At 55.7% G+C, this 14,188-nt stretch carries 9 protein-coding genes; 6 read left to right on the top strand and 3 right to left on the bottom strand.

Annotation, left to right across the window (positions count from 1 at the left end):
• The first annotated feature begins 2 nt into the window (after positions 1–2).
• The 6 genes from LPJ38_RS01950 to LPJ38_RS01925 all read left to right on the top strand — a co-directional run bounded on the left by LPJ38_RS01950 (position 3) and on the right by LPJ38_RS01925 (position 5,888).
• Positions 3–1,556: a hypothetical protein gene (locus tag LPJ38_RS01950; RefSeq protein WP_208750636.1), complete on the top strand. Its 1,554-nt coding sequence runs from the start codon at positions 3–5 to the stop codon at positions 1,554–1,556.
• Positions 1,557–2,198: 642 nt separating this feature from the next.
• The gene (locus LPJ38_RS01945; protein ID WP_158644812.1) at positions 2,199–2,447 is read left to right on the top strand and encodes a hypothetical protein; all 249 of its coding nucleotides are present in this window, start codon (positions 2,199–2,201) and stop codon (positions 2,445–2,447) included.
• Positions 2,428–4,419 carry a type IV secretion system DNA-binding domain-containing protein gene (locus tag LPJ38_RS01940; RefSeq protein ID WP_158644811.1) on the top strand — a complete coding sequence of 664 codons (1,992 nt, stop codon included), beginning with the start codon at positions 2,428–2,430 and terminating at the stop codon, positions 4,417–4,419. Before LPJ38_RS01945 ends, LPJ38_RS01940 begins: the two co-directional genes overlap by 20 nt.
• 110 nt (positions 4,420–4,529) lie before the next feature.
• A complete protein-coding gene (locus tag LPJ38_RS01935) occupies positions 4,530–5,462 on the top strand; it encodes a replication-relaxation family protein (RefSeq protein WP_145642128.1) in 933 nt (310 codons plus the stop codon).
• A complete protein-coding gene (locus tag LPJ38_RS01930; protein WP_158644810.1) occupies positions 5,462–5,614 on the top strand; it encodes a hypothetical protein in 153 nt (50 codons plus the stop codon). The genes LPJ38_RS01935 and LPJ38_RS01930 overlap by 1 nt, the downstream gene beginning before the upstream one ends.
• Positions 5,607–5,888 (top strand): hypothetical protein, encoded by a 282-nt coding sequence (locus LPJ38_RS01925; RefSeq protein WP_145642126.1) that lies wholly within the window; start codon positions 5,607–5,609, stop codon positions 5,886–5,888. Before LPJ38_RS01930 ends, LPJ38_RS01925 begins: the two co-directional genes overlap by 8 nt.
• Before the next feature lie 739 nt (positions 5,889–6,627).
• Here the strand turns inward: LPJ38_RS01925 and LPJ38_RS01920 are convergent.
• The 3 genes from LPJ38_RS01920 to LPJ38_RS01910 form a co-directional block, all read right to left on the bottom strand.
• Positions 6,628–6,846 (bottom strand): hypothetical protein, encoded by a 219-nt coding sequence (locus tag LPJ38_RS01920; RefSeq protein WP_145642121.1) that lies wholly within the window; start codon positions 6,844–6,846, stop codon positions 6,628–6,630.
• 1,108 nt (positions 6,847–7,954) lie between these two features.
• Positions 7,955–8,320 (bottom strand): hypothetical protein, encoded by a 366-nt coding sequence (locus tag LPJ38_RS01915; RefSeq protein ID WP_158644809.1) that lies wholly within the window; start codon positions 8,318–8,320, stop codon positions 7,955–7,957.
• 891 nt (positions 8,321–9,211) lie between these two features.
• Positions 9,212–14,137: a beta strand repeat-containing protein gene (locus LPJ38_RS01910; protein ID WP_145642119.1), complete on the bottom strand. Its 4,926-nt coding sequence runs from the start codon at positions 14,135–14,137 to the stop codon at positions 9,212–9,214.
• Positions 14,138–14,188 lie beyond the last annotated feature (51 nt).

Genomic DNA, 14,188 nt, shown 5'->3' with positions numbered 1-14,188 from the left:
CCATGGCTTACTGCTCGCCGACACTCGTCCTCGCCGCCGCTCTGTTCGCATTCGCGCGCGGCGGCCCCGCGCTGGCGCAGCCGACCGACACCAATCCGTGCGGTGCCATCGGCGTGACCCAGGTGCAGCCGAAGGCGATATTGCCAACTTATTTCAGCGCCGCCTCGAAGAACCAGATCGCAGCAGACTGCTTCGCCTGGCAGGAGTTCATTTACCTCAACTGGAAGGCCGACCGGAACGATCCGGGAACGCCGGATTCGAATACCCAGTGGTCGAGCTTCGGCATGCCGGGCGACACCTCGGCGACGGTTTGGGAGAGCTTCCTCTCGGCGACCCAGGCGTTCACGCAATCGGCCGCGCGCGCCAAATCGGCTTGGCAGGACAGGCGTCCATCAACGAAAACGCTGTTCAATGTGTCGAAGCTCGGAGACGCTGTGCTCGATAACATCGGCCAGGCTGGCAATGGCAAATGGATCTCTGACCAGCGCGGCGTTCCGGCATTCTATGAGATCCTGTTGAATGAGGACGAATACGCCTACATCACCACCAATGTGTTTGACGATTCGGATCTTACCACATTCGCCGGCCAGCGCGCCTGCGCCTCGCAGCAGGGCCAGAACGGACGCGGCGGCTTCAATCTGCCAGCCGGCAATGCCCAAGGCAACACAGACGTCGACTGCAAGGGCAATGTCACCACCTATGGCCAAGGCGTCGGCGCCATCGAGATCAAGGCCGCCTGGGTGGCGCTGCCGTCGGACGGTTCGCTCAACTACCGTTACAAGACCGCGCTCGCCGAATACACCCTGCCTGGCGGCAAGCCTGTTCAGGCGACCATGGGCCTTGTTGGCCTGCACATCATCCACAAGGTACCGGGCGCCAACCAGTTCGTCTGGGCGACCTTCGAGCAGATTGACAATGATCCCGATGACAACAACGGCAATCCGGTCGCGCCAACCTTGCCGCGCAATCCCAACCAGAAGCCATCTCCGGGCTATACGTTCTTCAATCCGAACTGCAATCCGCAGACCGACATCTATTATCGCTGCAGGCCCAACACCCCGCCGGGCGATGCGTGTCCCATTGGCAAGCCGCCGACGCCAGACTGCATTCCTTATTCGGCGCCGATGCAGATCACTCGCATCACGCCTGTGGACTCGCAGGCGAATTCCGTCACTGATTATGCTTGGAGCATCCTGCCGGCGGATTCGGTGTTCAACTATTACCGCCTGATCGACGTGCAATGGCCGAACAGCCCGCAGCCGGTACCGCCGCAGAGCACTGTACCGCTCTCGACCGGCGACATCACGCCATCGAGCGCCAGTCACATCGTCGCCAACACCACACTTGAGACCTACTTGCAGACCCAGAAGTCATGCATGGATTGCCATCAATCCGCCAGGATAGGCAATCCATCGCAGCAAATAACCGCTCAACTTGCCGGCCGCCGGGTGCGCCGCGTGCTGGTCGCGCCGCCAAAAGGGTGGACAGGGGCAACTGATAATCCGGACTACGCGTCCGATTATTCCTTCGTATTTACTGTGGAAACGAACCGATGAGCTGAAAAGGAGCAGTTCAATCCTGCTCAGAACGGACTGTCCGTCGTCAGACGATGTGAGACTGATCAGGCTTTTCGAGAAGGGAGGCGGAGGCTTCGCCTGGAAATCTCGTTCGAAACGCGTTTCGGCGCGTGCGCGCTGAAGCGCTGTCCGCACAGTCCGGGCCGGCCTGATTTCATCGCGTACTTGCGAGTGTAACGACACATCCTGGGTTCATGCCCGCGCCATGCTCGACCATTTGGTCAGCCTTAATTACCTAATAATAGAATCCCCAAGATCTCAACCTGTGGTATACGTCACCCGTCGGCTGACTAACAGCCGTCGCGACGGCTCCAACACGGAGTCTAAGCGATGTCTGAGAAATCAGTGGTCACATTCAAACGTCTGCGTTCAGATTTTGGAATTCCTTATAGTCGTACTCACCTTGACCGCCTGGAGAAGGCGAAGAGATTTCCGAAGAGTTTCAAGCTCTCGATCTATCGCGGTTCCCCACGCGTCTGGTGGTCGCATGAGGTTTTTGAATATTTGGAGAGATGCGCGAAGGCCAGATCCGACGCTCCGAAGTAAGAGGAGCGGGCGATCAGAGGCGGTCAGCGTCCAACACTGGCCTAACACTGGTCGCCTCCTCTCGGGAGGATCACCATGGACCTACTCCGTCTGCTTATCGCGTTTGTCGGCTTCTTTGTCACTCTTTTCGGCTTCATACTCACAACTGGCGAATGGATGCATGGCAGACCTCAGTATCCGACTCATTGGGTCGTGCTCATCGTCGGCGCATTGATGTGGTTGCAGTCCATTCCCCTTATTCGGGCCCATGCAGAAGCGAAGAGGAGAGAGTTCTTCCGTACTCTCATCAAGGGGAAGAGGGTCGATGGCGGCAAGTCGAGATAAGTGCATTCAGTGCGGCAACCGCCATCGTTCGTACGATCTTGAGCCGCCTCCCGAGTCCTTAGCGAGTGGATCACTAGACCCCGACGGCAAATTCATGGGAATGCCTTACTGGTTCTGCTCTGTTGAGTGCTATAAAAAAGCGGTCCGCAAATTTCTCGAGCCTCGCTACGATTTCGATAGACAGGCCGAAGACGATGATGATTACAAAGAGCACGTCGAGAACGCGACCGTCGAATATTACGTGAAGGCTCGTCCTGGTTTCGGACTCTTGGGCTCACTCTTCAGCAAAACGGCCTGGATGAGCGAGCGTGATTTTGTCCAACCGGAGCGCGAAAAGGCGCTCGATGCGTTCCTCACCAGAAAACAATCGGAAATAACAGGTGCGGAACTTGAACTTCATAACCGGCTGTACGCCGAGTGGATGCACCAGATCGATGAGGAAAACAAGAAAAATGAGGCGGAGGCCGCCAAGCGCCAAGATCAGATCATCAAACTTGCCAAGGAGGAGAAAGAAAGAGAAGAAAAACGGCAGCGAGAACTGGAAATAGAAATGGCGCAACAGCAAGCTGTGAAGGAGATGCTAAGTCCTAAAGAGATACCTCAGCACATCCGCTACGAGCATACCCACGTTCTCGGCCCAAGTGGAAGCGGCAAGACCACTCTCCTTCAAAATAATCTTCTCAAAGACTTCGTCGAAAACTCGAACCCTCCGGCTTACATCGTCGTTGACCCCAAGGGCTTGATGGTCGAGCGCCTGGCGCGATTAAAAACGTTCAGTGACAGGGTTGTCATCGTAGACCCTGCTGATGCACCTGCTCTCAATCTGTTTGCAACAGACGGACGAGACCCGGCCCAGCTCGTGTCAGATTTCAGCTACATATTCTCGACCACGAAGCAAAAGCTGACTGGAAAACAGGCCGCCTGTTTTCAGTTCTGTGCCCGAATGCTCTTTTCGCTTCCCGGCGCAAACCTCGAAACCTTGCTCGATTTGCTCGATGACCGGATAAACAGGAAGCCGCCCAATCCGCTATTTGAAACCGTGATCAAAAAGCTCCCATCGATACCTAGACGATTTTTCGAGAGTGATTTCTATTCCGCCAACTACGCCTCCACGCGCGAGGAGATCAAGTCTCGCATTTACGGTATTGCCGGAAACGAGACCCTGGCTGTGATGTTTAATGCCGCTACGCGGAAACTTGACTTGGGCAAATGTATTCGAGATCGAAAAATTGTGCTCGTAAATACCCGCCTGTCTCAGCTCAAAGAGGCCCATCAGACTCTGGGTCGCTACATCCTTTCTCTGGCACAAGACGCCATCCAGTCTCGCAACGATAAGCATCCGGTCTACGTCATGATCGACGAATTTCAAGAGTTCGCTGATTCGGAAAAGACACCTCAGTTGTTCCGCCTGCTCCGCGAGTACAACGGTGGAGCGATTGTTGCTCATCAGAATATGTATTGTGATGAGCTTGACGAGGCGACCCGCAACGCGATCTCAACGAACACCAGCATAAAATACGCCTCGAGTCCTGAGGCGCAAGATTTGAACTATATGGCGCGCGATCTCCGTTGCAGTCCTGACTTCTTGAAGCACGTGCACAAGAGTGAAAGTGACGCGTACTTCGCCTGCTTCGTAAGAGGTATGCATCCTCCTCTCGAGCACCCCTTCATCCACGACACGCAACTCGGATGGATCGACGAGTGGCCAAAGATAAGCGATGCCGAGTATCATGCGCTGCGTGAGCGCAACAAGCGGATGTTGCAGGATAGTCCCCTTGCCTTCGACGGGGCTGCTGCGTTCGCTGCGCCGAAGCACGATTGGCGCGCGACGCTTGGCGGCGCCGATGTAAATGAGCCCATTGTACAAAAGCAAGGGCCGCCGAGCGCAGTGATTTCACAAGGTTCCGGACAGCACATTGCATCCGCTGAGGTTCTTGATCCAAGCAAACCGGCACCGTGGAAGCGCAAATAATTTTGCGCGCAGCGGTTGGTACATGATCTTCCACTGCGTGCTACGATACCTCAACGACCCACATAGCTGCCGACTTATCAGCCGCTCCGCGCGGATTTATCTTCCGCGCTATGAATTCACGCTGGACAACGAAACCTGTGACGCGCGGCGGCGAGCTTGTCTCGATACGCCCGAACGTTCCTGGCGATATTGAGATCTTAAAGTGCCTTGGCCGCTACACGGTCCTCACGGCGCAGGATATTGCAGCGCTTACGAGGCGATCCTATGGCGCGGTTATCGCGCGGCTCAGTCTGCTGAAGCGCGTTCCGCACAAGATGATTGCCGTTCATAGGACGCAACTCGATAGTCCGCGCCTCTACCAATCCTGCGCCCAAGCTTTCCATCTCACCCCAAGGGGCGTCTCAAAGCTCAACGAGATCGGTTTCGAACCGCTTCTCCGCGACTCTTCGAGCCACTTCCTGCATACTCTGACAGAGAGCCAGGTGATGGCGTCTTTCGAGATCGGCGCGAGAGAGCGCCTTGTGCCCTTCTCAGAAATTCTCCAGAGCCCGTGCACGCCGAATGGAGTCAAAGAGAGCGGAGATCATAGTCTTCCAGTCGCCTTCGCTCATCGGGGAAAGCAGTGCGACTACCGGCTGACACCCGATGGTCGCCCCTTCGCCATCGAATACCTGAACGGCCATTATCGTTTCTTTGTGCTCGAAGTCGATCTCAGAACCGAGCAGCTCAAGTGGAGCGACAAGGACCGGCAGACCATTGAGCGGAAGTTGATCGCGTACCGCAATGTGCTGGAGAGCGGCGTCTATCGAACGCATCTCGGGTTTCCCAATCTGACCGTCTTGTTCACGACGACCACGATGGCACGTCTTGAAAGCATGAGGGAACTCTTGGCTTCCACTGGGGGGCCTCATCTCGATCGCTTCGCTTTCAGTGTCTTTCCCACAATCACAGGCGACACGCCGCAGCCTGATGATCGCGGTTGGGCGTTCAACCGGCAATGGCTGCAATGCGGTGGCAAAACTCTCGACATAGGAGCAGAGTAATGGACAGACTACAGCGTATAACTGAATTGCTTGCACACAAGACAGCTATCGACAGCGAGCTGAAGGCGCTCAAGGAGCAAATTGCGCAGGAAAGCGCGGCTCTCCAGAAAGCGAGGAGGCCGCGTCAGAAGAAGGAGCCGCAGAATGTCTGACTTTCTCTGGTGTCCAGAGTGCCGACAATCGTTCGTCGATGAGGAGCGCGTGTTCTTCGCGCAACGGTGCACGGATTGCGGCGGTCTCTTAGAAGCAGAAGAAACAGGCCGATGCGAGATCGACTACAAAGAGCTCGATTTTGACTATCGGGAGGAAGAAGCTGACGAAGATGAGCGGGACAAAGACGAAGAGCGTGAAGGAGAGCAAGAACAAGAGCAAGGGGCTGAAGATATCGATGAAACGGAAGCAGACGCCGACGCCGAAGGTGAATAAAGAAGATGAGCCGCGCGAATGCGGCTCTGTTCGCATCTCCGAAGCTCTCATCCCCTATTTACAGCCCAGTGAACCTTTAAATGAGTATCCGCGTTAGTTCGGCGGCGAGGCTGGCCCTCTAATCAGGATAAGCGGTCGCTTTGATTTTCATTCGACGTTGCGCTTCGAAAGACAGCGACAAGCCGATCCCCTTCCCAAAGCTCAACGTCGTGCTCCCCACACATTTGCTCGGCTCGACATCTCGCAGCCTGCTCGTCGATGCAGTCGAGCTTCGCGGCGCAGATCACTCGCCGGCTGCTGTCCACCACGAACACTCTGTACCGCATTATGACCGTCCCATTCCAAGGGAAGCCGTCATCGTAGTCCAATGTTCGTCTAAGGCAGCGCCAAAGTAAGTGCAGGCGCGCGGAACGTTTGTACGTGTGGCAATTCGGCTATAACAGCGCCTGGAACTCTTCCATCGTAACGTCGTAAGGTATCCCTGCACAGTGCGCCTCATTAGCGTAATCTGACCGCGTGCCGAAGCGAGCGGCTCGTGCTTGAGAAGAGAAGCATTCCGGATATCATCCGCAGTACGCCGAGCCAAGTTGTCCTCCGGCTCGTGGCTTCGTTACCAGCCTCCGCGAGACGTACGCCGATACCACTTCAATCGGTATAAGCGCGCGGTCGTTCGGTTTCGGCAGTCTCGTTTGAGACCAAGCAACGTCGCGCACGTTCGATCTGTGCGTCGGTTACGAAGTCATCCTTCAAGCTCGTCAAGCAGAGCCGTGCGCTTGTCGTGGAGCTCCCTGAGGTGCTCGGCTATCGAACGCTGCGTCTCCTGCCATTCGATGCGTTCTTCCGCTGTCCAAAGGAAACACTCAAGTTTGAAGCGAGCTTTCTCAGCCTCGGCGAATTCATTGTAAAGTGTGATATCTCGCTCCACTTCGTCGAGCTGTTCACGAACAGTCTTTGGCATAGCCGGCCTCTGGGGCTTTGCCTCCAGCCAGGGGCCGTCTTCATCTCAATTTACGCGATTTAGCAACTACTCATTTTCTCGGTGCGGGGAGCTGACGCAAGGTGCTAGTGCGCGAGGTTGTCCGTGTGAGTTTCAACTCCTTGTGCAATTGTGCGGCAAAACAGGCCTCGTATTTGGCTCAACGACGGCTGAGTAACGGCCCGTGTCGTGGAAAGCCACCCCGATGAAGTCTCCTTGTCGCCAGATGAGGCGACAAGGAGAGGTGGTGCGAAACCCATCGAAAGAAAGCGAAAACTCGGTCGGCAGAAGCGTGAGTCCATTAAGCTGAATGCCAGCACCTCTATTGGAGAGATCACGCACCAGGCATGGCTCGGAGGTGATGTGTCCCGGAATTGAGAGAAGAACCTCTTGACACACCGACTGCCTTTCGAGCGACCGCCGGCACGAGTTCTTCCGTTCCCATTGACGGACCCTTTCTCGCAAATCCTCTAACTCTCGGTACTGGCGCTCCAGGCTCATCTGTCATTCTCCTTTTTTCTTGTTTGCGCTTCCCAAATGGTTCCGAAATTCAACACGATAGCTATGTTAGAGCTGTCCTCAGGTTGAGGGAATCCCGGACAACTACCGTTGTGGCCGATCGCAGTTTGGCGGTTGAACGCGTAACTTGCCGGGCCTTGAACGGCACCGTTGGCTCAACTATGGAGATGGCGGCAGTAGTGCAACGACCATGGCGGGCCTGTGACCGCGCCGCAGAAAGCGCTGTAAGTGGCCGAGGTGGAGACGTGTGTAAAGAGGATCGTGTAAAGGCAAATTGCTCTGCCAGTGTGTTCCTTCAGTTTGTCAAAAGGCAGGACTGCGCCGGAGCGTCACAGCAAGGCCGGTAAACTTCATAGGACCCCCACTATCCTGGTAGGTGTGTCGCAGCTCGCCTTCGGCAATAATGCTCTCGCGACCGTCACTCGTAAGGGAACTGAATCACGTCAAGACTTCAGGGGACGTATGTGGATGACAACATCGGAACGAAGCTTGTATTTCATAGGCTAACGATTCGAATGCTCTTTGCGACAGCGCTGAGTGTGTCACAGGGTGACGCCAGAAGACTGTCGCTCTAATCAGGGCGGCGCTGCAGCAACATGACGCCAATCTGCCTACCAAGATTGCCGACGACGAGATCAACGCCAAGGGGGCCGCCATCCAAGCCGCTAGAATTGCTTTCGCGATAGCCATGACGGCAGCGGTAGCCGCGGGGGCGTTCTTTGCTATCCGTCTTTTGATTGGATTTTACGGATAGGGTCTCGCCGCTCCACCCCCAGCCGAACCAATCACAGATGGAGGCCGTGTCGTGATGGCGAATGAACAGGATGTTACAATTCGACCTATTGCCGAGATCGAAATCGACAAGTCGGTCGCCATCATAGTTGAGCAGATGGATGAGGAAATCTCCATTGCCATTGCGAGCGTCGTCGGCGTTCACCTCCAAGTGACGGCCGGGGAGGCGCACGTGAGTTATCTCGATCTTTAGCTGTGGCCGCGGAGAATGCGGAAAATTCCGCACGTCAGCCAAGACGTAGTGGGGCGCTCCCCACTATCACTGCGGGATCTCGGTCAGATTGCGCCATATCGGCCGGCCTGTTGCCCGAGTGAACCGCGCACCATCTCCTCCAAATTTGTCGTCGCCATCGGTCAAGATGAGAGTAATTTCGTCCTCAATCATGCTGCTTACGGCCGTGGGCACGTGGCCAAAGGGGCCGATGGTGATTTCATGGCGATCTGCAGTCCTGCACGTTTGGGTAAGGTGATTCGTTACGGTCGCCCCCTATAACTAACTAGGTGCGCGACCTGGACCAGGAGGTGGTCGACCATCAGACAGGCGCTTTCGGCTTTATAGACGTCGGCAGTAGCGGCGCGTTCGGGGTATCTGAACCAATGCTCTTTGTGATAACGGCTGAGGTGTTCCACGTCCCTTGCAGGGCCAGGCAAAAGGCGCTCTCGAAGTCCATCAGTCTTTGCTAACAAATCCTCAAGGTCATGGGACCGCTGCAGTTCACGTTGATGTTGCCCCTGAAATTGCAGCAAAGCTTTCAAACGGTTCTATAAGGGCGAAAGTGCCTGTAGCGCCATAGCAACCGACAGGACAGCGGCGGCGAAAACCAGCAAAGCGCACATCATTCTGTTCCCTCCAGTATTACATCCAATCCAATAACTATCGAAAGTGATCGGAAGACCAACCTGTGGTTGAGCTGCTGCACTAGGACCATGATCAGCTACACAAGGTCACGGAACGCAACCGAGTGCGACTGAACATTCTCCATGAAGTGCTTCCCCCGCACGGATTGATCATCCTGGCAGAGGCTGAATTTGCGTCTCATACAAAGAAGAAATCGTTGATTGTGATGGTGGCGGCATTGCTAGTTCCGACGAGTCGCATGGTGTCGACGCCATCCACTGTGACTAATGTGTCGGCACCGACGTCGGCGATCGCGACCCGCATCGCGAAATCGGTAGCGCTGATGCCGAACGCCGTGACGTCAAGAAAGTCCTGGCCGCCCGCGGGGTTGGCGTCGAAGCCCTGGATCCTATCGTTGCCGAAGCCGGGCGCGAACACGAAGGTGTCGCTGCCGGCTCCGCCGTTCATGGTGTCGTTGCCGATGCCGCCGATTAGGATGTCGGCACCGTCGCCACCATTGATCGTGTCGTTGCCGACCCGACCGTCGAGGACATTGGCAGCCCTGTTTCCGGTGATCTGATCGTTGCCACTGCCGCCAATCGCGTTTTCAATCGAAAGCAGAATATCAGTACCGATCTGTGTGCCTCTCGCGCTGCCAATGCCATTGACCGTGAATTCGAAGATCGTCGTGCCAAGATTGACAGTCACCGGAGTACCGATCTGGGAGAAGTCCAAGGTGTCCAAGCCAGCATCGCCAACATAGATGTCGTTTCCGTCGTTGATCGAGGCCATCATAGTATCGTTGCCGCCGCCGGCGTAGACTTGGTCGTTTCCGGTACCGGCGGTAATCAGATCATCACCACCTTGGGCGTCGATCCCATCATTGCCGGCCAAGCCACTGATTTGATCGGCCGCCGCGGTCCCGTTCAGGCTGCGATCGTTGCCCGGCGTACCGCTGATCACGTTGTAGACCGGTCCTTCGGCCGTGCCGTTGATGGTGAGAGTCAGCGCCGAAGCCGAGGTGAGACCGGCTGCATCGCGCATCGTATAATTGACAATCACAGTCGCAGCGTCTCCGGTATTGAGCGGATCGAACAGAGTGCCCGGACTGAACTGGATCTGTCCCCCGATTATCGACAATGCGTCCGCTGCATTGGTGCCTGCAACCGAAGCGTTGGAACTCGACACGGACACCGCGCCGATCGACACAAGCGTCTTGCTGTCGCCCACATCCGGATCGGTATCATTGGCGAGCACGTTGAAGCTCTTTGTCTCGTTCTCTGTGGCCGAACCGGTGTCCAGATTCGCCGTCGGCGCGTCGTCGGTGTTGGCCACCGAAAGCGTGAAGTCGTCATTGACCGAGGCCAATGAACCGTCCGTCGCGGTCACCCACACCGTGATCGCGCCAACATCGCCGTTGAGCGGCGTGCCCGAGAATGCGCCCGTCGCCGGGTTGAATGTCAGCCAGCTCGGCAGCGCCGCTCCGTCTCCCAGCGTCGCTGTCAGTGCAAGGCTGTCGCCTAAATCCACGTCTGAAAAGGTGTCGGCGGGAAGTATGAACGAGAACGGTGCATCCTCAATCGCAGTCTGATCGGGAACAGCGTTGGCCACCACCGGCACTTCGTTCATGTTGGTGACACTGATAGAGAAGGTCTTGTCGAAGGTCTTTCCCGCCGAATCGCTGACCCGTAGTGTGACTTCATGTGAAGTCGCGGTCTCGTAATCGAGTAAACCCGTCATCACTAGGTCGGCCCCGTTGATCGAAAACAGGCCATCTGCGTTGCCGAGTAACGAATAGCTGAACGTTTCGCTGGCGTCCTGATCGTGTGCCGACAAGCGCCCAACGACCGTACCGATGGCCAAGTTTTCCGCGATCGAAACGTTCGACAACACAACGTCTGTTGGTGGTTCGTTTACATTAGCCACGCTAATTGCAAACGTCTTGTCAAAGACATTGAATGCGGAGTCCGTCACTCGCACGATCACATCGTACGATGTTGCTGTCTCATAATCGAGCGGTCCCGCCACGACCAGGTTTGCACCGCTGAGGGAGAATTGCCCGCCAGGGCTGTCGAGTAGTGAAAAACTGAACGTGTCTCCAAGATCCGGATCAGCTGTGGAAAAGCGGCCGACCACAGTGCCACTATCACTGCTCTCTGCAACCAGAGCATTCGACAGCGTGATATCGGTCGGCGTTTGGTTGAAGATGAAATCGCTGTCGGTAAGTTGATCTGGAGTGACATTTTCTAGCACGAAGCCGCTACCCAGTACGATCAGCGTGCTAGTGCCAGCTTGAGAGACATTGAGGTTGGCAATGCTGGTGACGCCTACGACTCCCGATATCAATAATTTATCGACCCCCACTTGGAAGTCCGTGATGGTGTCGGTGCCTCCGCCTTGGGCGTACATGAAGATGTCAGCGCCGAGACCGCCAGTCAGCCGATCATTTTCTCCTCCGCCAAATAGTATGTTCGTGCCGTTGTTTCCAACGAGCACGTCCGCAAAGTTCGATCCGACAACTCCTTCTATCGAAGCGTAGGTGTCTCCGGCGGCACCGCCAGCGTTTTGCGCCGGATTGCTAAGGTTTGCAGTAACACCGGAGGCCGCGTTTGCATATGAAACCAGATCGCTTCCAGTCCCTCCATCAAGAAGATCGGCCCCGGCACCACCGAGCACAATGTCGTCACCACCCTGACCAAATAACAGGTTATTGCCGTTGTCACCCATCAGCGTGTCGCCAAAATTCGATCCGCTTATTCCCTCGATGGAGATGTAGGTGTCTCCAGCAGCCTCGCCAGTGTTCATGCTCGGATTGCTCAGGCTGACAACTAAACCGCTTGAGGCTTCAAAATATTCGGCGACGTCAGTCCCACCACTTCCGATCAACCTGTCAGCGCCCGACTCGCCTCGGAGGTTGTTGTTATTATTGTCACCGATCAGCGTATCGTCGAAGAACGATCCGACCAGCGCTTCAATCGAGACATAACTATCTCCAACGGCATCGCCTGTATTAGCAGCCGGATTGCCGAGGCTAACAGTCAGGCCAGTCGATGATGTCCAATATGCCGCGTAATCAAATCCGGCCTGTCCGTCGAGAAGGTCTGCACCTCCTCCTCCCACTAGCCAATTGGATGTGCCGTCGCCGATCAGCGTGTCTGCAAAGCGGGTTCCGATTAGCCCCTCAATAGATAGGTACGTATCCCCTGCTGCTTCGCCTGTATTCATAAACGGATTGATCAGGCTAGCCGTTATCGGGCTCGGGGCTAAGTCATACCCATAGCTCGCGTAATCGAAGCCGCCTTGCCCATTTAAGAGGTCGGCACCCGCTCGTCCCTGAAGAATGTTCAGGTTGTTGTCACCGATCAAGGTGTCCGCGGAGTCACTCCCAATCAATCCCTCAATTGAGATGTAAGTATCTCCAATCGCGTCCCCCGCGTTTACGGAAGGGTTGATGAGGCTGGCGGTTACTCCGATCGGAGATGACTGATACCGTGCGTAATCGAAGCCTGCCCCTCCATTGAGAACATCCGCGCCCGCGGCACCGTCCAAATTGTTGCTGTGACTATCGCCAGTCAAGATATCGCCGAACCTACTTCCCCACAGGCCTTCGATCGACACATACGTGTCGCCCGCTGCGTCGCCAATATTCTGCGAGGGATTGGCTAAGCTTGCGGTTACGCCTGCTGATGCGGAACTATATCGGGCATAGTCGAACCCTCCGCGCCCATCCAAGTGATCGGCGCCAGGGCCACCATCGAGGGTGTTGTTGTTGCCGTCGCCATATAGTGCATCGTTAAACGAGCTCCCGCGCAGAAGCTCGATCGAAAAATAGCGGTCACCAGCTGCTTCTCCTGTATTGCTGGTCGGGTAGGCAAGGTCGATGGTCAGCGGAATGAGCGAGTTGCGGTAGTCTGCAGTGTCGAATCCTGCACCACCGTCGAGCACATCTGCGCCACCTTCACCGATCAGGATGTCATTGCCGCCGAGCCCATTGACCTGATCAATACCCGGGGTGCCTACAAGGGTATCGGGACCATTGGTTCCAGTGACGATGTTAACACTAGGCGACGAATTCAGCACCGCCGCGGCAGATTGCGTGACGCCGTTCGAGAATTGGAAATTGTCGACGCCCAGGAACGTATCGTCGCCTGCTGGACCAGATAGGATCAAATTGCCAGCCGTTCCGGAAACCGCGTATCCCTGGCCGAAAACATAGGGAACGATTACAGTGTCAGTTCCGGCACCGCCATCAACCACATTGTTTATTTTTCCGGATGGCAACGTAATAGTATCGGCACCGGATCCTAGGGTTACATTTTCAATGCTAATCAGTGTGTCACTCCCGCCGGTCGAAGCGGTCGCGAACCCATTGTTCTGATCAAGATTTACTATCCAGCCTATTGAGAGACGATCTCGAAAATCGGCCGTGTCCTGACCGCCCATGCCGTTGATGGTGTCTTGACCCAGCCCGCCTTGGAACCAATCGTCCCCGTCGTCGCCAATGAGCTGATTGTCACCAGCATAGGGATCGCCAACGTAGTAATTCCCGAATTTTCCGTAATTGGAATTTGGTGATGAGCTACCCGTAACCGACTGCCCAGTAACCGGTGTGATACCGTCGAACGTGATTAGACTGTCGAAGCTGTCCGTTGCGTTCGCAAATATTGCACCGGATGGATGACGGAAAATTTCCGTACTAAATTGAAGGTGCAGATGACGACCATGGATTCCGGCGGTGGTCCCTGTATTGCCGGACGTCCCAATGATCGTTCCTAAAGCAACCTCGTCGCCAATTGCAGGGACGACGCCGTTGGTCCGCAAGTGGGCGTATGTGGCATAAAACTGATTTGCTGTGCCAGGATTATGAAGGATGGTTATGTAGTTTCCCAATCCGCCATTGGCCGCACTGGCGGAAGGGCCATCGATCGGACCGTCCGGGACCGACTCGTTTACTGCGATCACGACTCCCGGCGCGATGGATAGAACATCCTCGTATACAAGGTCAAAATCAAATGCGGCGGTCCACCAGTCGGTTTTGTTCGGATCTGTATGACTGCCGGCTCCAGAAGCGTCCTGGGTCACCTGATGCGTTCCGGAAAATGGATAGGACACATTGATCGGCATTAGCGCACCTCCGAGTTCTATGGACTACACGCGCCGACGTCAGGGATCGAC

Source organism: Bradyrhizobium daqingense, from assembly GCF_021044685.1.
In the GTDB taxonomy this organism is placed as follows: Bacteria; Pseudomonadota; Alphaproteobacteria; order Rhizobiales; family Xanthobacteraceae; genus Bradyrhizobium; species Bradyrhizobium daqingense.
The sequence above is the reverse complement of the archived record's forward strand: the minus strand, read 5'-3'. Positions and strand labels throughout refer to the sequence as shown.